Source organism: Streptomyces lomondensis, from assembly GCF_014651035.1.
Classification (GTDB): domain Bacteria; phylum Actinomycetota; class Actinomycetes; order Streptomycetales; family Streptomycetaceae; genus Streptomyces; species Streptomyces lomondensis.
On the sequence record NZ_BMWC01000007.1, the window covers coordinates 189988 to 213566 of the forward strand.

Annotated in this window: 23 protein-coding genes and 1 pseudogene; 5 read left to right on the forward strand and 19 right to left on the reverse strand. The window is 72.9% G+C overall.

Going from position 1 to position 23579, the window contains the following annotated elements; all coding sequences use genetic code 11:
- Window positions 1–258: 258 nt before the first annotated feature.
- Together IE255_RS23925 and IE255_RS23930 are read right to left on the reverse strand one after the other, a co-directional pair.
- A complete protein-coding gene (locus IE255_RS23925; RefSeq protein ID WP_190052426.1) occupies window positions 259–717 on the reverse strand; it encodes a MarR family winged helix-turn-helix transcriptional regulator in 459 nt (152 codons plus the stop codon).
- Window positions 714–1346: a type 1 glutamine amidotransferase family protein gene (locus IE255_RS23930; protein WP_190052427.1), complete on the reverse strand. Its 633-nt coding sequence runs from the start codon at window positions 1344–1346 to the stop codon at window positions 714–716. The genes IE255_RS23925 and IE255_RS23930 overlap by 4 nt, the downstream gene beginning before the upstream one ends.
- Before the next feature lie 161 nt (window positions 1347–1507).
- On the opposite strand from IE255_RS23930, the gene IE255_RS23935 reads away from it, so the two are divergent.
- From IE255_RS23935 to IE255_RS23945, 3 genes are all read left to right on the forward strand, one after another.
- Window positions 1508–2863: an aspartate aminotransferase family protein gene (locus tag IE255_RS23935; protein WP_190052428.1), complete on the forward strand. Its 1356-nt coding sequence runs from the start codon at window positions 1508–1510 to the stop codon at window positions 2861–2863.
- Window positions 2864–2981: 118 nt separating this feature from the next.
- On the forward strand, window positions 2982–3683 hold the full coding sequence (locus tag IE255_RS23940) for a GntR family transcriptional regulator (RefSeq protein ID WP_190052429.1): 702 nt from the start codon (window positions 2982–2984) through the stop codon (window positions 3681–3683).
- Window positions 3684–3805: 122 nt separating this feature from the next.
- Complete coding sequence (locus IE255_RS23945) at window positions 3806–4456, forward strand: putative DNA-mimic protein (RefSeq protein ID WP_086604371.1); 651 nt, start codon at window positions 3806–3808, stop codon at window positions 4454–4456.
- Window position 4457: 1 nt separating this feature from the next.
- On the opposite strand, the gene IE255_RS23950 is transcribed toward IE255_RS23945, so the two are convergent.
- Window positions 4458–4754: a hypothetical protein gene (locus tag IE255_RS23950; protein WP_190052430.1), complete on the reverse strand. Its 297-nt coding sequence runs from the start codon at window positions 4752–4754 to the stop codon at window positions 4458–4460.
- 109 nt (window positions 4755–4863) lie between these two features.
- A complete protein-coding gene (locus tag IE255_RS23955) occupies window positions 4864–6147 on the reverse strand; it encodes an adenylosuccinate synthase (RefSeq protein WP_190052431.1) in 1284 nt (427 codons plus the stop codon).
- A gap of 185 nt (window positions 6148–6332) precedes the next feature.
- On the opposite strand from IE255_RS23955, the gene IE255_RS23960 reads away from it, so the two are divergent.
- Together IE255_RS23960 and IE255_RS23965 are read left to right on the forward strand one after the other, a co-directional pair.
- Complete coding sequence (locus IE255_RS23960; RefSeq protein WP_190052432.1) at window positions 6333–7196, forward strand: diacylglycerol kinase family protein; 864 nt, start codon at window positions 6333–6335, stop codon at window positions 7194–7196.
- Window positions 7197–7247: 51 nt separating this feature from the next.
- Window positions 7248–7403 (forward strand): annotated as a pseudogene (locus IE255_RS23965) (efflux permease Rv1217c-related protein); the annotation flags it as partial.
- On the opposite strand, the gene IE255_RS23970 reads toward IE255_RS23965, so the two are convergent.
- From IE255_RS23970 to pyrE, 15 genes are all read right to left on the reverse strand, one after another.
- Window positions 7404–7997 carry a Uma2 family endonuclease gene (locus tag IE255_RS23970; protein WP_229906538.1) on the reverse strand — a complete coding sequence of 198 codons (594 nt, stop codon included), beginning with the start codon at window positions 7995–7997 and terminating at the stop codon, window positions 7404–7406. It lies immediately after the preceding pseudogene.
- An 86-nt stretch (window positions 7998–8083) separates the two neighbouring features.
- Window positions 8084–9292 (reverse strand): cytochrome P450, encoded by a 1209-nt coding sequence (locus tag IE255_RS23975; RefSeq protein WP_190052433.1) that lies wholly within the window; start codon window positions 9290–9292, stop codon window positions 8084–8086.
- Between the two features lie 68 nt (window positions 9293–9360).
- Window positions 9361–10026 (reverse strand): response regulator, encoded by a 666-nt coding sequence (locus IE255_RS23980; protein WP_190052434.1) that lies wholly within the window; start codon window positions 10024–10026, stop codon window positions 9361–9363.
- Window positions 10023–11357, reverse strand: a complete 1335-nt coding sequence (locus IE255_RS23985) for a sensor histidine kinase (RefSeq protein ID WP_229906539.1) — start codon at window positions 11355–11357, stop codon at window positions 10023–10025. The genes IE255_RS23980 and IE255_RS23985 overlap by 4 nt, the downstream gene beginning before the upstream one ends.
- Before the next feature lie 97 nt (window positions 11358–11454).
- Complete coding sequence (locus IE255_RS23990; RefSeq protein ID WP_190052436.1) at window positions 11455–12138, reverse strand: response regulator; 684 nt, start codon at window positions 12136–12138, stop codon at window positions 11455–11457.
- On the reverse strand, window positions 12135–13514 hold the full coding sequence (locus IE255_RS23995) for a sensor histidine kinase (RefSeq protein ID WP_190052437.1): 1380 nt from the start codon (window positions 13512–13514) through the stop codon (window positions 12135–12137). Before IE255_RS23995 ends, IE255_RS23990 begins: the two co-directional genes overlap by 4 nt.
- Window positions 13507–14715: an acyltransferase family protein gene (locus tag IE255_RS24000; protein WP_190052438.1), complete on the reverse strand. Its 1209-nt coding sequence runs from the start codon at window positions 14713–14715 to the stop codon at window positions 13507–13509. The genes IE255_RS23995 and IE255_RS24000 overlap by 8 nt, the downstream gene beginning before the upstream one ends.
- Complete coding sequence (locus IE255_RS24005; RefSeq protein WP_190052439.1) at window positions 14708–15691, reverse strand: alpha/beta hydrolase; 984 nt, start codon at window positions 15689–15691, stop codon at window positions 14708–14710. The genes IE255_RS24000 and IE255_RS24005 overlap by 8 nt, the downstream gene beginning before the upstream one ends.
- A gap of 352 nt (window positions 15692–16043) precedes the next feature.
- Complete coding sequence (locus tag IE255_RS24010) at window positions 16044–16910, reverse strand: alpha/beta hydrolase family protein (RefSeq protein ID WP_190052440.1); 867 nt, start codon at window positions 16908–16910, stop codon at window positions 16044–16046.
- Window positions 16911–17108: 198 nt separating this feature from the next.
- Window positions 17109–18302, reverse strand: coding sequence for a kynureninase (gene kynU, locus IE255_RS24015; RefSeq protein WP_190052441.1), 1194 nt, complete (start codon window positions 18300–18302; stop codon window positions 17109–17111).
- Window positions 18295–19125, reverse strand: coding sequence for a tryptophan 2,3-dioxygenase family protein (locus IE255_RS24020; RefSeq protein WP_190052442.1), 831 nt, complete (start codon window positions 19123–19125; stop codon window positions 18295–18297). The genes kynU and IE255_RS24020 overlap by 8 nt, the downstream gene beginning before the upstream one ends.
- Before the next feature lie 154 nt (window positions 19126–19279).
- The gene (locus IE255_RS24025; RefSeq protein WP_190052443.1) at window positions 19280–19693 is read right to left on the reverse strand and encodes a DUF3151 domain-containing protein; all 414 of its coding nucleotides are present in this window, start codon (window positions 19691–19693) and stop codon (window positions 19280–19282) included.
- Between the two features lie 640 nt (window positions 19694–20333).
- The gene (locus IE255_RS24030) at window positions 20334–21800 is read right to left on the reverse strand and encodes an MFS transporter (protein WP_190052444.1); all 1467 of its coding nucleotides are present in this window, start codon (window positions 21798–21800) and stop codon (window positions 20334–20336) included.
- Between the two features lie 65 nt (window positions 21801–21865).
- A complete protein-coding gene (gene fbaA, locus IE255_RS24035) occupies window positions 21866–22888 on the reverse strand; it encodes a class II fructose-bisphosphate aldolase (protein WP_190052445.1) in 1023 nt (340 codons plus the stop codon).
- A 135-nt stretch (window positions 22889–23023) separates the two neighbouring features.
- Window positions 23024–23572, reverse strand: coding sequence for an orotate phosphoribosyltransferase (pyrE, locus tag IE255_RS24040; protein ID WP_190052446.1), 549 nt, complete (start codon window positions 23570–23572; stop codon window positions 23024–23026).
- Window positions 23573–23579 lie beyond the last annotated feature (7 nt).

The window sequence follows — 23579 nt, forward strand, 5'->3', positions numbered from 1 at the left end:
GGCACCGTTTTGCCCGCGCGGCGCCCAGATCAGTCGGGAGACGGCAGTCAGGCGCCGCTTCGGCGGGTTTCCTGGCAAGGTCACCAAAGCGCGCGCCGCACATGGGTGGCATGCTTCCCGCTTCACAGACGGGCCGCGACGGGCGCCCCCCGGTGCCGACCGAGCTGGCCGCCTACAGCCTCGGCATGCGGCCCAAGCAGTTCCGCGACCGGGCACGCCGCCGTGTGCGGGGCAGGTGCGCGGCGACCTGGGAGACCTCTACGGCTCCGTAACAGGCGCACCGACCTGGTCGAGCACCGTCGACAACCGCTCCAGCACCCCCACCGCCTCCGCCAGCTCCGCCTCCCCGAACGCCTCGGCCAACCGGTCGGCGAAGGCCGCGTGCCCGGGGTCGATCCGGGCGACGGCCGCCCGGCCCTCCGCGGTCGGCGCGAGGAGCTTGGCCCGGCGGTGCGCGGGGTTCGGCCGGTACTCCGCGAGACCCCGCTCCACCAGCAGATCGGCGATGCGCTGCACGCTCTGCCGCGTGATGCCCATGGCGCGGGCGATGCCCGAGACGGGCAGCGGCTCGCCGAGGACCGCCCCGAGCACCTGCCACCAGGCGGCGGTCAGCCCTGCCGGCCGGGCCAGTTCCTCCGCGACGCCGAGGAACTGGCCGTTGAGCCGGAACACCCCGAGGGCGCTGCGGCTGAGCAGGTCCTGACGCTCCCGGCTCACAGCGCGCCGGCCTTCTCCAGCACCGCGTACGCCCCCGCGTCGGAGTCGTGGAACAGCCGGTACCAGGCGTCCAGCACCTCGCCCTCGTAGACCCCGAGCAGGCGGAGGATCTCCCGGGCGAAGGCGACGGGCTCGGTCGGGCCGGCCGTGATCAAGTATCCGTCGGTGACGGCGTCGGCTTCGACGTAGCGTTCGCCGCCCGCGTAGCCGGTCGCGGCCAGGTAGAAGGAGACCGCGCTGGTGTGGGCCCGGTCGTCGAGCAGGCCCTCGCGGGCGAGTCCGGCGGTGGCTCCGCAGATCGCGGCGACGGGCACGCCCGCCTCCAGGAAGGCCCGGGCCGTGCGGGCGAAGGGCGCCAGGTCGTCGCTTGTGTCCCAGAGGTCGGCGCCCGGGAGGATCAGCAGCGCGCTGTCCTCGGGCCGTACGCCGTCCAGGGCCAGGTCGGGCTGGATGCGCAGTCCGCCGATGCTCGTGACGGGGGCCGTGGACGGGCCGACGGTGCGGATCTCCCGGCCGGCGCGGGCGAGGTGGGCCGTGGCGTGGCCGGTCTCCCAGTCGGCGAGGGTGTCGTAGACCGCGAGGTGGACGGGCTTGCGGTCGTGTCCGGCGGTGGTCGGCGTGGCGTTCATGGTTCCTCCTCGGACCGTGAACCTTATGACAGCATCCTGACATTTCGACAGTGCGCTGTCAATCGACGGACCCTCGCCTGGACAACCTGTCGCGGAATGCCGCCGACGGCAGACAGGCCGCCGATGTCACCGCCCTCTCCCCCGCGCCTACGCTCACCCGCATGACCCCTCAGCCGAACCCCGAAGCCGGCGCCGCCGTGAAGGCCGCCGACCGCGACCATGTGTTCCACTCCTGGTCCGCCCAGGACCTCATCGACCCGCTCGCCGTCGCCGGGGCGCAGGGGTCGTACTTCTGGGACTACGACGGCCGGCGCTACCTCGACTTCTCCAGCGGGCTCGTCTACACGAACATCGGCTACCAGCACCCCGAGGTCGTCGCCGCGATCCAGGAGCAGGCGGCGCGGATGACGACCTTCGCGCCCGCGTTCGCCATCGAGGCCCGCTCGGAGGCGGCCCGGCTGATCGCCGAGCGGACCCCGGGCGACCTGGACAAGATCTTCTTCACCAACGGCGGCGCCGACGCCGTCGAGCACGCGATCCGGATGGCCCGGCTGCACACGGGCCGACCGAAGGTGCTCTCGGCGTACCGCTCGTACCACGGCGGCACGCAGCAGGCCGTGAACATCACCGGCGACCCGCGCCGCTGGGCCTCCGACAGCGGCACGGCCGGGGTCGTGCACTTCTGGGCGCCCTACCTCTACCGCTCCCGCTTCTACGCCGAGACCGAGGAGCAGGAGTGCGCGCGGGCGCTGGAGCACCTGGAGACGACGATCGCCTTCGAGGGGCCCTCGACCGTCGCGGCGATCATCCTGGAGACGATCCCCGGGACGGCCGGGATCATGGTCCCGCCGCCCGGCTATCTCGCCGGGGTGCGGGAGCTGTGCGACAAGTACGGGATCGTCTTCGTCCTGGACGAGGTCATGGCCGGGTTCGGGCGGACCGGCGAGTGGTTCGCGGCGGACCTGTTCGACGTCACGCCCGACCTGCTGACCTTCGCCAAGGGCGTGAACAGCGGCTATGTGCCGCTGGGCGGGGTCGCGATCTCCGGCGCGATCGCGGAGACGTTCGGGAAGCGGCCGTACCCCGGCGGCCTGACCTACTCCGGGCACCCGCTGGCGTGTGCCGCCGCCGTCGCGACGATCAACGTCATGGCGGCGGAGGGCGTCGTCGAGAACGCGGCCCGCCTCGGCGCGTCCGTCGTCGGACCGGAACTGCGGGCGCTGGCCGAGCGGCATCCGAGCGTGGGCGAGGTGCGCGGCGTCGGCATGTTCTGGGCTCTGGAACTGGTCCGGAACCGGGAGACGCGGGAGCCGCTGGTGCCGTACAACGCGGCGGGCGAGGCGAACGCGCCGATGGCCGCCTTCGCCGCCGCCGCGAAGGCGGGCGGGCTGTGGCCGTTCGTGAACATGAACCGGACGCATGTGGTGCCGCCCTGCACCATCAGCGAGGCGGAGCTGAAGGAAGGGCTCGCCGTGCTGGACGCGGCGCTCTCCGTGGCGGACGAGCACGTCGAGTAAACAGCTGTAAACCCGTCAGTAACAGACATCCTCGCGCCTCATTCGAACGCGTAAGGTGGCGTGCCCGTAGACATAGACGCGCACGCCACCCGAACGCGACGAGGGAGACGCTCTGACCATGCCCGGCAGCTCCGGCAACGGCGCCGTCACGCGCAGCACCCTGCGCCAGCAGATCGCCGACGCGCTTCGCGACGAGGTGCTGGCCGGGCGGCTCCAGCCGGGGCAGGAGTTCACGGTCAAGGAGATCGCCGACCAGTACGGCGTCTCCGCGACGCCCGTGCGGGAGGCGCTCGTCGACCTCTCCGCGCAGGGGCTGCTCGACGCCGACCAGCACCGCGGCTTCCGGGTGCACGAGTACTCGGTCGAGGACTTCCGCGGCATGATCGAGGCGCGCGGCCTGGTCATCGAGGGCATGTTCCTCGCGCTCACCGAGGGGCACCGCGGCTCCATTTCGCCGGACGATCCCCGGGCCGCCGCCGTGCTCGCCGGGGTGCGGCGGCGCGGCGAGGAGGCGCAGCGGGCCGCTGCGGCCGGTGACCTCACCGTCCTGATCGGCTACGACCTGCGCTTCTGGCGCGAGCTCGGCGCCTGCTTCGGCAACCCCTACCTCGCCGACTTCCTGCACCGGCTGCGCGTCCAGACCTGGGTGTGCGCGGTGCAGCACCTGCGGCGGCTCAGCGATCTGCGCGGGGAGCTGTGGGCCGGCCACACCGAACTGGTCGACGCGCTGGGTGCCCGCGACACCGACACCGCCCGGGCGATCATCGCCCGCTACAACGCCCACTCCCTCGCCCTGATCGAGCGCCTCGCCTCCGGATGACCTGCGTCGCCCGTGTCCTGCTGGGTATGGGACATGCACGGCGGGAGCCGTGACCGTGCCGCACCGGTACCCTGCCCTGACCACCGTGCTACCCGACCACCGCGCTGAGCGAGGAGCCTTCTTTGGCCTGTGATCTGTGGCTGGTACCGCTCGTCGACGTGTTGTGCCACACGCCGGACAACCCGTTCGCCGAGGAACTCGCGCAATACAACAAGGTGCTCGCCGAGGCCGGGCTGCCGCCGGTGCCGGTGTACCAGTACATGCCGGGCCTGTCGGGCGATGTCGCCCCGGTCGCGGGCTTCGACTACGACGCGCTGCACTTCCTGCGCCGCGCCTACCTGCTCCAGGTGTGCGGCCTGCCGGTGACGCCGGTGGACGAACTGGGCGGGGACTACGAGCAGTTGCTGGAGATGTTCGAGTCGACGGCCCAGCAGTCGCACCTGGTCTGGCACTACGACCACGCGGGCGCCTACGTCCCGGTCGACTTCCCGAGCCCGCTCGCCGACGACGAGCTCCTCGCGGGCGGCGGACCGCTGGGCTCCTCGCACGCGCTGCTGCGGGAACTGGAGGTGGTCGCCCCCGTCATCGGGATCGACCCGGCCAACCCGCCGGCGGCCCCGCAGCCGCCGCTCGTGCCCACGGAGCTGGAGGAACCCGCCGTCCCCGCCCCGTACGACCCCAGCCCGTTCGCCCGCGAACGCCATGTCTGGCTCGGCCTGCACGCGGCCGTGACGCGGAGTCTGGCCCAGGGGTCGATGATCGTGTTCAGCTGAGTCAGCCGCCGGACAGCTGGGAGAGTCCCTTCTGCACGTCGTCCAGGTTCATCACCGGGCTGTAGGACACCTTGGCGTCCGCTTCCCGGAAGAGCGGCTCGGTGATCACCGGCATCTGCGACGGGTCCTCCATGTCGAAGACCAGGAAGGCCGTGCGGTCTCCCTCGTCCGGGAGGAAGTAGGCGGCTTCCGGATGGACCTTTTCCACGATGTCCTGGATCAGTTCGCCCATCTTGCCGCTGCTGACCAGCCCGTTCGCCTTTTCCGTGTCGAAGTGGGCCTTGAGCAGTACGCGCATCGCACTCACCTTCTTCTGATCGACGCACGCGGGGGGTCGGCTTTCAGCCTATGCCCGATCACCGGCGCCCGCGCGGGCGCCGGTGAGGGTGCGCTGACGGCCGTCCGGCCTACAGGAACGAGTTGATCTGGATCGTCTCGTCCCGGCCCGGGCCCACGCCGATCGCGGAGATCGGGGCGCCGGACATCTCCTCCAGCGCCTTGACGTAGTCCTGGGCGTTCTTCGGCAGGTCGGAGAAGGACTTGGCCTTGCTGATGTCCTCACTCCAGCCCGGGAGCATCTCGTAGACCGGCTTGGCGTGGTGGAAGTCGGTCTGGGAGTACGGGAGCTCCTCGACGCGCTTGCCGTCGATCTCGTACGCCACGCAGACCGGGATCTGCTCCCAGCCCGTGAGGACGTCGAGCTTGGTGAGGAAGAAGTCGGTCAGGCCGTTCACGCGGGTCGCGTAGCGGGCGATGACCGCGTCGAACCAGCCGCAGCGGCGGTCGCGGCCGGTGGTGACGCCGCGCTCGCCGCCGATGCGGCGCAGCGCCTCGCCGTCCTCGTCGAAGAGCTCCGTCGGGAAGGGGCCGGCGCCGACGCGGGTCGTGTACGCCTTGAGGATGCCGATCACGCGGCTGATCTTCGTCGGGCCCACGCCCGCGCCCGTGCAGGCGCCGCCCGCGGTCGGGTTCGACGACGTGACGAAGGGGTACGTGCCGTGGTCGATGTCCAGCAGGGTGCCCTGGCCGCCCTCGAACAGGACGACCTTGTCCTCCTCCAGCGCCTCGTTGATGACCAGGACGGTGTCGGCGACGTACGGCGCGAGCTTGTCGGCGTAGTCCAGCAGCTCCTCGACCACCTGGTCCACGGCGATCGCGCGCCGGTTGTAGAGCTTGGTGAGGATCTGGTTCTTGACGTCGAGGGCCGCCTCGACCTTCTGCATCAGGATCGACTCGTCGTACAGGTCCTGCACGCGGATGCCGACCCGGTTGATCTTGTCGGCGTAGGTCGGGCCGATGCCGCGCCCGGTCGTGCCGATCTTCCGCTTGCCGAGGAAGCGCTCGGTCACCTTGTCGACCGTCACGTTGTACGGCGTGATGATGTGCGCGTTTCCGCTGAGGAGGAGCTTGGAGGTGTCGACGCCACGCTCGTTCAGCCCGCTCAGCTCGGAGAGCAGGACAGACGGGTCGACGACGACGCCGTTACCGATGACCGGCGTGCAGCCGGGGGACAGGATTCCGGAAGGGAGGAGGTGGAGGGCGTACTTCTGGTCGCCCACGACCACGGTGTGGCCGGCGTTGTTGCCGCCCTGGTAGCGCACTACATAGTCCACCGAGCCACCGAGCAGGTCGGTGGCCTTTCCCTTGCCTTCGTCACCCCACTGAGCACCGAGCAGCACAAGTGCGGGCACGCGCGTACACCCCTTCCGGGCGGGGCATGTCCATGGTCGAGGGCGAACGCGGAGCGTCTGCAGCCGCGTCACCGCGACCGCCGTTGGCCGCCAACCGTCGGACCGGATGCCCCGGAATAGACGAAGCCCCTGGCGCAATAGCGCAAGGGGCTCTTGCACAAAGATGCTACCCGAGGAAGCGAGGCATGGCCGAGGTGGCGACTTCCGCGACGTCCGAGCAGCTGCTGGTGGTGGTCGACCCGGTCGCCCGTCGGTCGGACGGCGAGTCCGTACGGATCGCGAAAGACGTGCTCGGAGCGGGTGCGGCCGTGAAGCTGTGCCTGCCCGAGGGGCCGGAGGAGTTCGCCCGGGCGCTGCGGCGGCGGGGCTCGCGGCGCCCGGTGGTGGTGGGTGACGACCGGGCCCTGATCCGCGCGGTGTCGCTGCTGCACCGGCACCGGGAGCTGGCCGGATGCGCGCTGTCGGTGGTGCCGGTCGGGGGCGGGCTCGCCCTGGCCCGGTCGCTGGGCGTGCCGACCGGGACGGTGGCGGCGGCGCGGGCGGTGCTCGACGGGGTCGTGCGGCGGATGGACCTGCTGGTCGACGACAGCGACGGGGTGGTGCTCGGCGCGCTGCGGATACCGCCGGTGACGGCCGCCGCGCAGCCGCCGGATCCCGACGCGGCCCCGGGCCGCCCCTGGCTGCGGACCTGCCAGTCCCTGGTCCGCACCCTGGTCCCGGCCGGCCGCCCGTCCCGGCCCGCCGCCGCGCCCGAGCCGGGCCCCTCCCGGCTGCGGGTGGAGGTCGACGGCGAGACCCTCGTCGACCTGAACCAGCCGGTGGAGGCGGTGTCGGTGTCCCCGTCGGCTGCCGGAGTGGCCTCGGTGGAGGTCCGTCCGGTGTCCGTGGGCGCCGAGGCGTCGCCCCTGCTCGCGGAGGGCCGGACGGTGACGGTGTCGGGCGCGCACTTCCGCTACCGGGCGGACGCGCTGGTGTCGGGGCCGGTGCGCACCCGTACCTGGGTGGTACGCGAGGGAGCCTGGGGGCTGACGGTGCCGGCGGCGGGGTGAGCGGGTGCGCGGGTGTGCGGCCGGGGTCAGCCCGGGCCGGGCGGAACCGGTCCTGGCGCGGTGCTGGACATCTCGCCGTTCGGGCACCTGCCGAAGCTGCCCGGGGGATCCATGGAGTCGGGGCCGGTGGGCGTGCTGACCGGTTCGGCGGTCGTGCTGGTGGCTGCGGGGCTCGCCGGGTTGCGGAGGCGGGACCTGTCGACGTGATCAGTCGACGTACTGCTTGAGCTCCTCGGTGTCGAGTTCGATGCCGAGGGGCTCGGGGAGGGTAATGGTGCCGCCGAACCTGACCATGTGGACGTCCCGGTACCCGAGTGCGGGGTCCGGCTCGCTGTGCACGGCCGTCCAGCGGGTGTGGCGGTCGACCAGCAGGTAGAGGGGGATGCCGGCGCCGGCGTAGGCCTGGGGCTTCTCCTCGCGGTCACGGTGATGGGTGTCCGAGTCGCACGAGGTGATCTCCACCGTCATCAGGGCGCTCCCGGGGTCGGCCCAGGCGCCCTGGCCCGCGAAACTCCCCGTGGGCGCCAGCACCCCGTCGGGAAGAGCGCGCCCCTCGCCGTGTTCCGCCACGCGCAGGCCGACGTTCGGGTGGAGGCCGAGGTCGGGCCGGTCCCGCAGGCATCGGCGGGCCAGCCACGCGGCCACCGTGCCGTGGTTGCCGTTCCTCGCCTTCCTGACCCCGAGCCGCCCGCCGATGAACTCGAGTCCGACCGTCTCGATCTCGCGGGCTGTGAACTCGGCGAGCGCCTCGAACTCCTCGACCGACATCTGAGCCGACGACTGCCGCACCTCGACCACCATGGTTGCTCCCCTCTCAGGCCCCACCAGCCTGCCGAGCAACCGGTGTCCGACCGCCCCGATCCCCCCACGACCAGCCGAACGGGTGATCACCCCACCTCGACCGCCAGCCCCTCCAACCCCCTGATCACGAAGTTCGGCTTCCTCTCCGGCTCCGCTGCCAGGCGCAGTGTCGGCGCCCGCTCCAGCAACGCCCCCATCGACGCCGCCAGTTCGATACGGGCCAGCGGCGCGCCGATGCAGTAGTGGATGCCGGCGCTGAAGGAGATGTGGGGGTTGTCCGCGCGGGTCAGGTCCAGGGCGGACGGGTTCTCGAACACCGTCGGGTCATGGTTGGCGGAGCCGAAGAGCAGGGCGATCTCCGCGCCGCGCGGGATCGTCGTGCCGGCGATCTCGATCTCGTCCAGGACCCAGCGCTCGAAGAGCTGGAGCGGGGTGTCGTAGCGCATCAGCTCCTCGATCGCGGAGGGGATCAGGGAGTGGTCCGCGCGCAGCAGCTCGAGCTGGGAGGGGTTGCGGAACAGGGCGTACCAGCCGTTGACCGTGGCGTTCACCGTGGCCTCGTGGCCGGCGTTGAGGAGGAGGACCGCCGTCGAGATCATCTCCTGCTCGGTGAGGCGGTCGCCCTCGTCGTGGGCCGCGATCAGGCCCGAGATGAGGTCCTCGCCCGGTTCCTTGCGGCGGGCCGCGATCAGTTCGCGCAGGTAGTCGGAGAACTCCACCGACGCCCGGACCGCCTTCGCCGCCGTCTCCTCCGACGGGTTCAGCTCGTACATCCCGCAGATGTCCGCCGACCAGGGGCGCAGCGGGGCCCGGTCGGACTCCGGGATGCCCAGCATCTCGGCGATGACGGCGACCGGGAGGGGCTCGGCGACGTCCTTCAGCAGGTCGCCGCCGCCCGCTTCGGCCAGGGCGGCCGCGAGCTCGTCCGCCAGGCCCCGCACATACGGCTTCAGCCGCTCCACCGTGCGGGGCGTGAACGCCTTCGACACCAGGCGCCGGATCCGGGTGTGGTCCGGCGGCTCCAGGTCGAGCATCCCGTGGTCGTTGAGCGTGTGGAACGGCTCCTGCTCCGGCGGGGGCGCGCTGCGGCCGAACTCCTCGTGCGTGAAGCGGTGCTGGTACGTCCGGCCCAGGCGCCGGTCGCGCAGCAGGGCCGAGACGTCCGCGTGGTGCGGGACGAGCCACTGGTTCGTGGGCTCGAACCAGTGCACGCGGCCCCGGGCACGCAGCTCGGCGTAGGCGGGGTACGGGTCGGCGAGGAACGCCGGGTCCCACGGGTCGAAGAGGGCAGCCATGCCGGGACGCTAGCCCCACATCCCCCTCACTGACCAGGGGTGTTCCTTCACGTGGTCGACGCGGCCGGCTAGCCGGGCGTCACCAGCCGCGCCTCGTACGCGAACACCGCCGCCTGCGTGCGGTCGCGCAGGCCCAGCTTCACCAGGATCCGGCTGACGTGCGTCTTGATCGTCGACTCGGCGACCACCAGCCGCTCCGCGATCTCCGCGTTGGACAGGCCCTGCGCGATGAGGACCAGCACCTCCGTCTCCCGCTCGGTGAGATCGCCGTACGCCGCCTGCGCGGAAGGCATCAGGCGCGGGGTCTCGGAGAGCTTGGAGAACTCGGTGATCAGCCGCCTGGTCACCGAGGGCGCCAGCAGCGCCTCCCCGGAGGCCACCACCCGCACCCCGTCGGCGAGCTGGCGGGCCGAGGCGTCCTTGAGCAGGAAGCCGGAGGCTCCCGCGCGCAGCGCCTGGTACACGTACTCGTCGAGGTCGAAGGTGGTGAGCACCAGCACCTTCGCCGCGCCGTCGGCGGCGACGATCTCACGGGTCGCCTCGATGCCGTTCAGCTCGGGCATGCGGATGTCCATCAGCACGACGTCCGGGGCGAGCTCGCGGACCTTCGCGACGGCCTCCCGGCCGTTGACGGCCTCGCCGACGACCTCGATGTCCGGCATCGCGTTCAGCAGGACCGAGAAGCCCTCGCGCACCATCATCTGGTCGTCCGCGATCAGTACGCGGATCGTCATACGTCGTCCTCGTCCGGCAGGGCGACCGGCAGGAACACCGCCACCTCGTATCCTCCGTCGTCCGTGCGGCCCGCCGTCATCTCGCCGTTGAGCATCGTCACGCGCTCCCGCATGCCGGTGATGCCGTGCCCGGCGCCGGGCGAGGGCTTGATCAGGCTGAGGTTCGGCGGCGGGCCGTTGACTATGCGCAGGCCCAGGCCGCCGAGAACGTACCCGATCTCGACGCGGGCGCTCGCGCCGGGGGCGTGCCGCAGGCTGTTGCTCAGCGCCTCCTGCACGATGCGGTACGCCGACAGCTCCACGCCCTGCGGCAGCTCCCGCACCGCCCCGGTCACCACCTTCTCCACGCTCAGCCCGGCCTCCCGCACATTGGCCAGCAGGCCGTCCAGGTCGGCGAGGGTGGGCTGCGGGGCGTCCGGGGCCTCGTAGTCCTCGGCGCGGACGACGCCCAGGACCCGGCGCAGCTCGGTCAGGGCCGCGACCGCGTTCTCCCGGATCGTGGCGAAGGCCTTCTCCAGCTCCGGCGGCGGGTTCTCCACCCGGTAGGGCGCGGCCTCCGCCTGGATGGCGACCACCGACATGTGGTGGGCGACCACGTCGTGCAGCTCACGGGCGATCGTGGTGCGCTCCTCCAGCAGGGTGCGCCGGGACCGCTCGTGCGCGGTGACCGTCTGCTGGGCCGTGACCTCCTGCGCGGCGTCGCGGCGGATGTGCCAGACGGTGACGCAGAGCAGGATCATGGCCGAGAAGATCAGCATGGGGGCGGAGTTGGTGCCGTAGCCGGGGCCGAAGCCGGCATCCACGACGAGGGCATAAGCCGCCGTCAACACCCACATCCACGCCGCCGTGCGCGGCCTGGTGCGTATCGCCACGACTGTCAGCACGCTCAGGTGGCAGGCGAAGCTGCCGTCCTGCCACGGCCAGTCGCCCCAGCTGCTGCCGATCACGCCCACCACCGGGGTGGCCGCCATGGACAGCCAGAACGCCCCCACCGGCCGGACCATGGTCAGCAGGACCGGGAGTACGGTCAGCGGGGCGATCAGCAGCACCTCTGCGTCGGTGTCGACGCTGGTGAGGAGCAGGGTGAACAGGGCCGTCACGGCGATCAGCGCGTGCGGTGTCCAGGCCGCGTACTCACGCAGCCGCCCGGGCAGCCTCCTGGTCAGGGGGCCGTCCACCCGCATGCGCGGCAGCAGGCGGTAGGCGAAGGCGTCGTCGATGAGGTCCTGCCGCAGCCCGCGCAGGGCGTCCACGGCCAGCCGGTACTCCGGGCTGCGCGGTTTTGCCCCGTCCCCCGGCGGCGTGGTCTGCAGGTGAGTCGTCTCGGTCACGTACAGAACGGTAGGCGCACCCCGGGTCCCGGTCGTCCCCTTGGAGAGGGGTCCCTCGGCGTCCCTCTCAGGTACTACGGGGTCCACGGGCATGGCCTCAGTACCCCGACGGCCGCACCAGCCCCGACTCGTACGCGAACACCGCCGCCTGCGTCCGGTCCCTGAGGCCCAGCTTCACCAGGATCCGGCCCACGTGGGTCTTCACCGTCTGCTCGGCCACGAACAGGTGCCGGGCGATCTCCGCGTTCGACAGGCCCTGCGCGATCAGGGAGAGCACCTCCGTCTCGCGCTCGGTCAGGTCCCCGATCCGTTCCTTGAGCGGAGCGCGGGGCCGGTCGTCCAGCCGGGAGAACTCGGCGATGAGCTTGCGCGTGATGACCGGGGCGAGCAGCGCGTCACCGGCCGCGATCACCCGGACTGCCTCGGCGAGCTGATCCGACGACGCGTCCTTCAGCAGGAACCCGGAGGCTCCGGCGCGCAGGGCGTCGTACACGTACTCGTCGAGGTCGAAGGTGGTGAGCACCAGCACCCTGATGTCCGGGTGCGCGGTGGTGATGCGCTCCGTGGCCTCGATGCCGCCGATCCCGGGCATGCGGATGTCCATGAGGACGACGTCCGGGGCGGTCTCGGCGGCCTTCGCGACACCGCCCTCTCCGTCCTTGGCCTCGCCGACGACCTCGATGTCGGGCTGGGTGCCGAGCAGCACGGTGAAGCCCTGCCGGACCATCGCCTGGTCGTCGACGATGAGAACTCGGATGGGTCGGCCGGAGCCGCTCGTCATGGGGTCCCTCCCTTGAGGTCCGTGGTGTGGTCGGTGCCCGGGGCGTCGGCGGGCGGGGTGTCCGGGAGGAACGCGGTCACCTTGAAGCCGTCCCAGTGCCAGGGGTGCGCCGTCATCGTGCCACCGAGCATCGCGACCCGCTCCCGCATGCCGAGCAGTCCGTGTCCCGCTCCCGTGGACGGCGGTGCGGGCCCGGTCGGCCGGCCGTTGACGACCTCCACCTCCAGCCCGTCCGGCAGGTACGTGAGACGGACCGTGGCTCTCGCGCCGGGCGCGTGCCGCAGGACGTTGCTCAGCGCCTCCTGCACGATCCGGTACGCCGACAGTTCCACGCCGGGCGGCAGCGGCCGCCGCTCGCCGTTGATCTCGGTGATGACCTCACGGCCGGCGGCCCGGGTGTTCTCCACCAGCGCGTCGAGCCGGTCGAGGTCGGGCTGCGGGGCGTGCGGGACGGTGTCGCCGCCCGGCCCGGCGGGTGACTCCCCCGCGTCCGGGTGCTCCGAGCGCAGCACGCCCAGCACCCGGCGCAGCTCGGTCAGCGCCTCCAGCGCGTTCTGCCGGATGCCGGCGAGGTTCTCCTTGAGCTCGTCGGGCGGGTTCTCGACGAGGTGCGGGGCGACCTGCGCCTGGATGGAGATGACCGACATGTGGTGGGCCACCACGTCGTGCAGCTCCCGCGCGATGCGGCTGCGCTCCTCCAGCAGAGTGCGCCGGGTGCGTTCCTCGGCGGTGAGCGTGGTCTGCTCGACGAGTTCCGCGCGGGCCTCGCGGCGGCCGCGCAGGGCGGTGCCGACTATCACCACGACGGTGGACAGGGAGACCGCGAGCACGCCGGTGGACTGGTAGTCGGCCGCACCCCACAGCCCCTGTATGACGTACGTGAGGAGCCCGGTCAGCGCCAGCGCCTCGACGGACACCCGGGTAGGCACGCGCAGGGCGAGCAGCAGCAGCACGGCCATCTGCCCGATGATCCCGGCCGACGTCCACGGCCAGGTGAAGTCGTGGGCACCACCGGCCAGCAGGTGGCGACGCACCTCGACGGCCCCCGCCACCATGGCCGCCGTCGAGAGCCACCACGCCGGGACCGGCCGCCACAGCGCGAGCACGACCGCACCGCCCTGTGCGATCCCGAGCGGGAAGGCGATGTGGGAGCCCGAGCCTCCGTTGTCGGCGAGCTGCGCCACGGCACCGAGAGTGACCCCGAACGCGGTCAGGCACAGCAGGCCGTGCGGCAGCCAGCGCAGCCAGGTGGAGGGCGGCAGCGGGTCCGGCCGGAGGGTCCACAGGTCCGCGCGCAGCATCCGCAGCCAGCCCCTGACGCGCGCCCGCGGCGCGCGGCCCACCCCCGTGTCCGTCACGCGGCCCAGCCTAGACATGCCGGGTCTCCGCCGCCGTCCCCCGGCCGGACGGCCGGTGCGAGCGCACCACCCGCGACCCGCGGCCGCGGCCGCCGCCCTGCTCGAAGGAGTGGAAGGCGGCCCAGCAGACGGCGAGGGCCAGGGCGAACACGGGCAGCCACAGGAGCCGGGCCGCGGCCCAGCCGAGGCCGTCGGGCGGTGTGTGCAGGCCGGGCAGCCGGCCCGCGAGGAGGCCGGTGGCCGTGGTGGCCATCAGGGCCGTCTGGTGCCAGAGGAAGACGGTCATCGCGGAGAGGTTGACCAGGGCCACCGCCGCCCATGCCAGGGGCCGGCGCGTCACCCTCCGCAGCCTTTCGCGCAGCAGCAGGGCGAGACCGCACTGGGCCAGGCCGAAGGTGACGACGGCCAGCGTCGGCGGGTCGAGGTTGGACATGCCCTCGCCCGGGACGCCGACCATCGACGCCGGGTAGCCCGCCCACGCCACCAGCCCCGCGGTCGCCGCCGCCCCGCCGGCGAGCAGGACCCAGCCCGCGCGGCGGTGCTCCAGCTCGCCCCGGGTCCAGGCCGCGCCGAGCGTGAAGGGCACCAGCCAGCCCGCCGCCACGTTCACCCAGCCCAGCCAGGAGGGGCCGCCGAGGCCGAAGCGCAGCAGGTCCACGTGCAGGACGACGGCCAGCGGCCAGAGCGGGTTGAGCCGGGTGAGCAGCGGGGTCGCCGCCGTCAGGGCCGCGAACACCACGAGGAACCACAGCGGGGACAGGGCCAGCTTCACCAGCGTCCGGACCGTGCCGAACTCGGCGCCCGACAGCAGCAGGGCCGTCGCGGCCACCGTCCACAGGCTGAGGACGGCGACGACCGGCGTGAACAACCGGGCGAGGCGGCCCGTCAGCCAACGGTGGTAGGGGACGCCCCGGGCGCGGGCCGAGGCGTAACCCCGGGTGGCGACATGGCCGCCGACCAGGAAGAACACGGCGAGCGTCTGGAACAGCCAGGAGATCGGCGCCAGCCAGGGCAGGTACCGCAGGGGACTCGCCGTGCGCAGGGTGCCGCTGTCGGAGACCAGGGCCGTGACCAGCCAGTGCCCGAGCACGACGCCGAGGACGGCGAGGGCCCGCAGGGCGTCCACAGCGCGGTCCCGGTCGGGCGGGGTGGCCGCGCCTAAGCGGTCGGCGCCCCGCCGCAGGGCGACGGGGACAGCGCGCACGCCGATGTCACTCATGGGGCACCGCCTTGGTCTCGCCCAGGACGATCCGGGTCAGGTTGGTCAGGGAGGTCGAGCCGGGTCTGAAGTAGTCGCTGTGGCCGCCGTCGCCGGCCGCGAAGACCCGGGCGCCGAAGGCCCGGGAGACGGGGTCGGTGCCGAAGCCGACGGTCGTGCCGAACAGGTCCGCGCTGACGTGCGGGACGTGCTGCACCCAGTCGTCGGCGCCGCGGGCCGCCCAGACCCGGGCGCGGGTGCGCAGGGCGGCGGCGGAGTCCGCGCCGGTGCCGGGGCTGCCGACGAGCGCGATGTCGTCGACGGCGAGCCCGGCGGCGGCCCGCCCGCAGACCACCGAGCCGTACGAGTGGCACAGCAGCGAGACGCGCGCTGCGCCGCCCGTGATGGCACGCAGCTCGGCCACGAGCGCGCGCAGCCGCGGGGCCGCCTGCTCCGCCCTGCCGGTCGTCGTGACGGTCGCGCTGACCGTGCCCGGCGTCTCGTAGCCCAGCCAGGCCACGACCGCGGGGCGCGTGCCCGCCGGGGCGTGCCGGGCGAGCTGCCCGTACAGGGCGGAGGCGGCCGCGTGGAACCGGCCGTAGGTGTCGAGGCTCGTGTCGGAGCCGGGGACCAGGACGGCTATGCGGTCGGCCCGGGCGAGGTCGCCCAGGACCTCCGTCACCCGGCCGGAGCCGCGGCCGTCGAACGCCAGGAGGTGCCGGGCCGGGTCGGCCAGGGAACGGTCCGTCGCGGCGCGGTCCCGGTCGTGGTGGGCGGCGGCCATGCGGGCCGCCTCGGCGGCGCCCGCGCGGTTGGCCGCGTACGCCGCGCGAAGCGTCGACGCGTCGAGCGGGGCGAGGGCGGCGGGTGCGGGCGCGGGGATCTCCGGCCGCACCGCCGCGGACAGCGGGAGCACCACCGCGCCCGTGACGACGGCGGCGAGCGCGGCCCAGCGCAACCGCCCGGCGCCACGGCGGTACCTCGATGCGAACCCCACGGTCGTCCCCCTCCAGCGCACCCGGCCATCGGGTCTGCGTGGAAGGGAAGGTACGGAGCGGGCCCCGTCGTCCGCGTCACACCGCGGAGCTCACCTCGGGACTGGCTCTCAGGTACTACGGGTATGACCGGGGACAGCCACCGGGGCGACAGCGGGACGGCCCCTACGGCGGTCACCGGGACGGCCACCGGGGCGACAGCGGGACAGCCCCTACGGCGGTCACCGGGACGGCCACCGGGGCGACAGCGGGACAGCCCCTACGGCGGTCACCGGGACAGCCACCAGGGCGACAGCGGGACAACCCCTACGGCGATCACCGGGACAGCCACCACGGCGTCGTCGCCACGGCCGTTCACCAGGCCAGCTGGGCGATCTCCTCCGCCACCACCGCGCACGCGTCCGCCGCCGGGTCGACGAGCGGGAAGTGCCCCACGTCCTCCAGCAGCGTCACCCCCACCACCTCCCCCGCCTTCGCCGCCGCCTCCGCGTACGACTCGGCGACCGCCTGCGGCACGTCGAGGTCCGTGCGGCCCTGGACGAGGGTGGTGGCGATGCCGGTGGGCAGCAGCAGCGCCGGGTCGGCGTACGGCTGCCGCTCGGCGAAGTGCTCGTCATCGCCCAGGAGTTGCCGTACGGCACCACCGCACACGTCCAGCTTGTCGGCGACCGCGAGGTCCGCGATCGGGGCGAGGGCGACCACGCCGCGCAGTGCCGCCGGGCTGTCGGCGCGCCAGGGCGAGTCCGCCGGCAGGACGTGCCGGGCCGCGCCCCACAGGGCGAGGTGCCCGCCCGCCGAGTGGCCGGTGAGGACCGTGCGGCGCGGGTCGGCCTGCGGCAGCAGCTCGCGGACCAGCGCAGGGAGGGCGTCCAGCGCGGCGGCGACGTCGTCGAAGGTGTCGGGCCAGCGGCCCGCGAGGGAGTCGTCGCCACCGCCGCGCCGGTACTCGGCACTGGCCACGGCGAACCCGCGGCGGGCGAGGAAGTCCGCGAAGGGGCTGAGGTGACGCCGGTCGTACGGCGCCCGCCAGGCACCGCCGTGCAGCACGACGACGACCGGGGCGGGCCCGCCCGGACCGGCCTGCGCGCGCGGGGCGAAGAAGTCGATCACCTGGTCGGGGTGGTCGCCGTAGGCCGCGGTGGCGTCGGGGTCGACGGGCGCGTGGGAGAAGACCGACTTCTCCTCGGCGGCGGCCCGTGCTGCTGCGACGTCGTCCGTCATGCTCCAACCTCTCAGCGATGAAACGTACGCGGCGGACCAGTTGAGAGTTCAGCCGTTGGCCGGGACGGTATCAGGCGCGTGACATGCGCGGACACGGGGATGTCACGCTCGGTGAAGACCGAACGGTGCCGTCGTTTGCCGTCGTTTCCGTGCGACGGGGCCGGGTCCGCGACCGCGGTTTCCCGGCCCCGCCGCCGCTCACGCCAGCGTCCGGGCCAGCACCCGGGCCGCCCGCTCCACATCGGCGAACCCGACGTACAGCGGCGTGAAGCCGAAGCGCAGCACGTCCGGTGCCCGGAAGTCGCCGACCACGCCCTGCTCGATCAGCCGTTTCATCACGTCACCGGCGTCGTCGCAGCGCAGCGCGATCTGGCTGCCCCGCTCCTCGTGCGCCACCGGCGTCAGGCACGCGACCCGCCCCGCGGGCACGTACTCCGCGACGCACTCCAGGAAGAAGTCCGTCAGCGCGAGGGACTTGGCCCGCACGGCCTCCACCGACACCCCGTCCCACACGTCAAGGGCCGCTTCCAGGGCGAGCATGGAGAGGATGTCGGGCGTCCCGACCCGGCCGCGCGGGGCACCGGAGGCCGGTTCGTAGTCGGTCCGCATCCCGAACGGCTCGGCGTGCGAGTTCCAGCCGGGCAGCGGCGAGTCGAACCGGTCCTGAAGCTCCCGGCGCACATACAGGTACGCCGGTGAACCCGGCCCGCCGTTCAGGTACTTGTAGGTGCAGCCGACCGCGAGATCCACCCCGTGCTCGTCCAGTCCGACCGGCAGCGCGCCCGCGCTGTGGCACAGGTCCCAGACGGCGTACGCCCCGGCCGCGTGCACCGCGGCCGTCAGTCCCGGCAGGTCGTGCAGCCGGCCGGTGCGGTAGTCGACGTGGTTGAGGAGGACGGCGGCGGTACGGTCGCCCAGCACGGCCGGGACGTCCGCCGGTGCCACGGGCCGCAGCGTGCAGCCGGTCAGCCGCGCCGCGGACTCCGCGATGTACCCGTCGGTCGGGAAGGTCGTCGCGTCCACGACGATCTCGTCACGGGCGGGGTCGGTCAGCCGCGCCAGCCGCACCGCCCCCACAAGTGCCTTGAAGACGTTGACACTTGTCGAGTCACCCACCACGACCTGCCCGGGCGCCGCCCCGACCAGCGGGGCGATCCGGTCGCCGATCCGCTCGGGCGCCGTCCACCAGTCGCTCTCCTCCCAGGACCGGATGCGCAGCTCGCCCCACTGGCGGCGTACGACGTCCTCGACCCGCCCCGGCACGACGGCCGGCAGCGCGCCCAGCGAATTGCCGTCCAGATAGACGACGTCGTCGAGGACGAACTCGCCCCGCTTACCGCCCAGTTCATCGGTGGCGTCCAGTTTCTCGGCCCGCGCCGCCAACTCAGACATAGGACCGCGCCGTCCACAGCTCGGGGAACACGTTCTTCTGCGCGCGCTTCTCCAGCCAGGCCACCCCGGCGGAACCGCCCGTGCCGGTCTTGGCGCCCATCGCGCGGCGGGTGGCGACGAGATGGTCGTTGCGCCAGCGCCACACCAGCTCGGCGACATCGCTCAACGCCTCGCCGAGGCGGGAGAGTTCGTCGCTCTCGTCCCCGGAGTAGACGGCCGCCCAGGCCGCCTCCACCTCCGGCGACGGCTCGTAGCGCTGCGACACGTCGCGCCGCAGCACGGCCTGCGGGATGTCGTAGCCGCGCCGGGCGAGCAGCCGCACGACCTCGTCGTACAGGCTCGGCTCGTGCAGCGCCTTCTCCAGCTCGGCGTGCACGCGCGGCGCGCCCCGGTGCGGGACGAGCATGGACGCGGACTTCTCGCCGAGCAGGAACTCCAGCCGCCGGTACATCGCCGACTGGAAGCCGGAGCCCTCGCCGAGGGCGCTGCGGTACGAGTTGAACTGGGCCGGCGTGAGCTGGGCCAGCGGCCGCCAGGAGGCGTTCAGCGCCTCCAGCTCGCGCACGGACCTCTTCAGTGCGGCGGTGGCGGTGGGTACGTCGTCACCCCGCAGCGCGCGGGCGGCCGTCTCCCACTCGTGGACGATCACGGTGAACCACAGCTCCATCACCTGGGTCGTCACCAGGAAGACCATCTCTCCGGGGTCGTCGGAGAGGGTGTGCTGGAGGTGGGTGAGCACGTCCGCCTTGACGTAGTCCTCGTACGGCGTCGTGCCGGCGAAGTCGAGATGCGGGGTCTCGGGCTCATGAGCCTCGTGGGACATCGCTGTCTCCTGCGTATAACTCCGGGTAGCGGTCCGCCCCTGCCGATGCCGGCACGGGGGCCCCGGTCCCCACCGGCATACTCCGCAATCGTCCCCCGAAACCGCAAGGCCCGCCCGCTCGGGACGGCCGGGCCTCGCGCACCAGGGGCCGCCGTCAGCCCAGGACCTGCGCCGCCGTCGACGAGGAGTCCTTCAGGAACTGGGAGCAGCGCTCGTACTCCTCCTGCTCGCCGATCGCCTGCGCGGCGCGGGCGAGGGCGTGCAGGGCACGCAGGAAGCCACGGTTCGGCTCGTGCTCCCACGGCACGGGGCCGTGGCCCTTCCAGCCGCTGCGGCGCAGCGCGTCCAGGCCGCGGTGGTAGCCCGTACGGGCGTACGCGTACGACTCCACGGCCGCGCCCCGCTCGAACGCCTCGTCGGCGAGCTGAGCCCAGGCGAGCGAGGAGGTCGGATGCGCGGCGGCGACCTCGGCGGGCGCGGCACCCGACGCGAGCATTTCCCGTGGCCCGGGGTCATCGGGGAGGTGGGTCGGGGGCGGGCCCCCGAGGAGGTTCTCGTGAATGGACATGCCCCAAGTCTGCGCCATGCCGACGGGCCGTGTGCAGCGGTACTGCCACCTGCCTCCGGCATGAGCCGCGGTCCATCGCCCCCGGCGCGGCCCCCCGCCCCGTCGGCCGCGGCCACGCGCTCAGCTGCGGGCACGCCGGGCACGTGGCTGCGGGCACGCCAGCCACCTGGCTGTGGGCACGCCAGCCGCTCAGCTGCGGGCAATCATGCCGCTGGGGCGGCGGCACCATGCCGCGAGGCTGCGGGGCACTGGTTCCGCTCAGCTGCGGGCACGCCGGCCGCTCAGCTGCGGGGCAATCATGCCGCTGGGGCGGCGGCACCATGCCGCTCAGCTGCGGACCGCCGGTTCCGCTCTGCGGGCAATCGTGCGCAGGGGCGGCGACGCCATACCGCTCAGCTGCGAGCCACTGACTCCGCCCAGCGGCGAACCGCCGACTCCGCTCAGCTACGGGCAATCTGGCGCGGCGGCGCCACGCCGCTCAGCTGCGGACCGCCGGTTCCGCTCAGCTGCGGGCAATCGTGCGCAGGGGCGGCGCCCGTCCCACAGAAGCGGCACCCCGCACCGCCGGGCTGCGAACCCACCCGGCCCCGGCAGCAACGCCGAGCACCAGGGCAACCAGCCCCGCCGAAACCCACCCGCCCTACTGCAACCGCTTCCGCACCGGCTCCCCCTCCAACGGCGGCGCCGTCACACCCCCATGCCTCAGACACTCCGGCCGCTTGCACCCCGGCGGCGGCCTCCGTACCACCGCGACGGCGACCACCGCCCCCACGACGAGCACCCCCGCACCCCACCCCATCGCCCGCCCGAACGCCGCGTCGAAAGCACCCGGCTCCCGATACGCCTCCTCCCCCATCCCCGCCAGCAACGGCAACGCCGCCACCGCCACCAGCCCCGCCGCCCGGGCCGCCGCGTTGTTGATCCCACTGGCCAGCCCCGCCCGGGCCACGTCCACGGACCCCAGCACGGTCGCCGTCAGCGGCGCCACCAGCGTCACCAGCCCCAGCCCGAGCACCACCAGCGCCGGCAGCACATCGGCCGGGTACGACGCCCCCGGCCCGACCCGCAGCATCAGCAGCATCCCGGCCGCGCACAGCAGCGGCCCCACCGTCAGCGGCACCCTCGGCCCGATCCGGTCGGCCAGCTCCCCCGACCGCGCCGACAGCAGCAGCATGAGCACGGTCGTCGGCAGCAGTGCCGTACCGGCCGCGAGAGCCGAGTAACCCACCACCACCTGCAACTGCAGCGCGGCGAGGAAGAAGAACCCGCCCAGCGCCGCGTACACGCACAGCGTGACCAGATTGACCGCGGTGAACTGCCGCGACGCGAAGATGTCCGGCGGCATCATCGGATCGGCCCGCCGCCGCTCGACGACCACGAACGCCACGGCCGCGGCCACCCCGGCCACCGCCGAGACCGCCGGCACGACACCACCCGCACCGGCCTCGATCAGCGCATACGTCACCAGCGCGAGCGCCACCGCCCCCAGCACCGCCCCGAGCACGTCGAACCGCCCGTGGACCCGCTCGTCCCCCGACTCCGGAACATGCCGCAGAGCGACCGGCACGCACAGCAGCGCCAGCGGCACGTTCAGCAGGAATACCCACCGCCAGCCCGGCCCGTCCACCAGCCAGCCCCCGACGAACGGCCCGACCGCCGCCCCGATCCCGCCGAACCCGGACCACAGGCCCACCGCCCGCCCCCGGTCGTCAGGGTGGAAGGACGCCTGGATCAGCGCCAGCGACCCCGGGGTCAGCAGCGCACCGCCCACCCCCTGGAGAGCGCGCGCGGCGATCAGCACCTCCGCGCTCGGCGCGATGCCGCACAGCAGGGACGCCACCGCGAACCACACCACACCGACGACGAACACCTTCCGCCGCCCGAACCGGTCCCCCAGCGCCCCGCCCAGCAGGATCAGCCCGGCCAGCGTGACCATGTACGCGTTGACCGTCCACTGCAGGGCGGCCAGGTCCGCGTCCAGGTCGCGGCCGATGCGCGGCAGGGCGACGTTGACGACGGTCGAGTCCAGCAGCGCCATGCCGGAGCCGAGGACGGTGGTGAGCAGGATCCATCGGCCCTGCGGTGACGCCAGCCGGACATCGGGCATGCTCGGAGCATACGGAAGAGCCCGGCACCTCAGAAGGTGCCGGGCTCGACGCGAGCGACCGGGACTTACTTGATCTTGGTGCCGGTCGAGCGCAGGTGACCGCAGGCCTCGACGACGCGCGCGGCCATGGAGGCCTCGGCCAGCTTGCCCCAGGTGCGCGGGTCGTAGGTCTTCTTGTTGCCGACCTCGCCGTCGACCTTCAGGACACCGTCGTAGTTGCGGAACATGTGGTCCGCGACCGGGCGCGTGAAGGCGTACTGCGTGTCCGTGTCGATGTTCATCTTCACGACGCCGTTCTCCAGCGCGGTGCGGATCTCCTCCTCCGTGGAGCCGGAGCCGCCGTGGAAGACGAAGTCGAACGGGGAGGCCTTGCCGAACTGGGCGGCGACGCCCTCGTTCAGCTCCTTCAGCAGCTCCGGACGCAGGACGACGTTGCCCGGCTTGTACACGCCGTGCACGTTGCCGAAGGACGCGGCGAGCAGGTAGCGGCCCTTCTCGCCCAGGCCCAGGGCCTCGGCGGTGCGGATCGCGTCGTCGACCGTGGTGTAGAGGGAGTCATTGATCTCGTGGGAGACACCGTCCTCCTCGCCACCGGTCGGGGTGATCTCCACCTCGAGGATGATCTTCGCGGCGCGGGCCTGCTCCAGCAGCTCCTGCGCGATGGAGAGGTTGTCGGCGAGGGTTTCGGCGGAGCCGTCCCACATGTGCGACTGGAACAGCGGGGACAGACCGGCCTCGACGCGCTTCTTGGAGAGCGCCAGCAGCGGACGTACGTACCCGTCGAGCTTGTCCTTCGGGCAGTGGTCCGTGTGCAGCGCGATGTTCACCGGGTACTTCTCGGCGACGATGTGCGCGAACTCGGCCAGGGCGACCGCGCCGGTCACCATGTCCTTGCTGTACTGGCCGCCCAGGAACTCGGCGCCACCCGTGGAGATCTGGACGATGCCGTCGCTCTCCGCCTCAGCGAAACCGCGCAGGGCCGCGTGCAGGGTCTGGGTGGAGGTCACGTTGATGGCCGGGTAGGCGAACTTTCCTGCCTTCGCCCGGTCCAGCATCTCGTTGTAGACCTCGGGAGTTGCGATGGGCATGCGTCCGCTCCTTGTATCTGCGGGTTGGCGTACTGCGTCTCTTACGGCCCTGACCTAGACCTTGGGTGCGACGTCATCGTCGGCCCCATCTTTCCAGACTTGGCCGGAAGGTCCAGGCCACCGTCCACGCCCTGGTCAGTCGAGGCCCAGCTCGTCCTTCGAGAAGGCGAAGAGGTACGGCACCCCGGCGCCCTCCTGGATCTTCTCGGCGGCACCGGTCGCCCGGTCGACGATCGTCGCGACGGCGACGACCTCGGCCCCGGCCTCGCGCACGGCCTCGACGGCGGTCAGCGGGGAGCCGCCGGTGGTGGAGGTGTCCTCGACGACCAGCACGCGGCGGCCCGCGATGTCCGGGCCCTCGACGCGCCGCTGCAGGCCGTGCGCCTTCGCGGCCTTCCGTACGACGAAGGCGTCCAGGCGCCGCCCGCGCGCGGCGGCGGCGTGCAGCATGGCGGCGGCGACCGGGTCGGCGCCCATGGTGAGCCCGCCCACCGCGTCGAAGTCGAGGTCGGCGGTCAGGTCGAGCAGCACCTGCCCGACCAGCGGCGCGGCCTCGCCGTCGAGGGTGACGCGGCGCAGGTCGACGTAGTAGTCGGCCTCCAGACCCGACGACAGGGTCACCTTGCCGTGCACCACGGCCTTGTCCTTGATCTGCTGCAGCAGCGCGCCACGTACTTCCGTCATGGCGCCC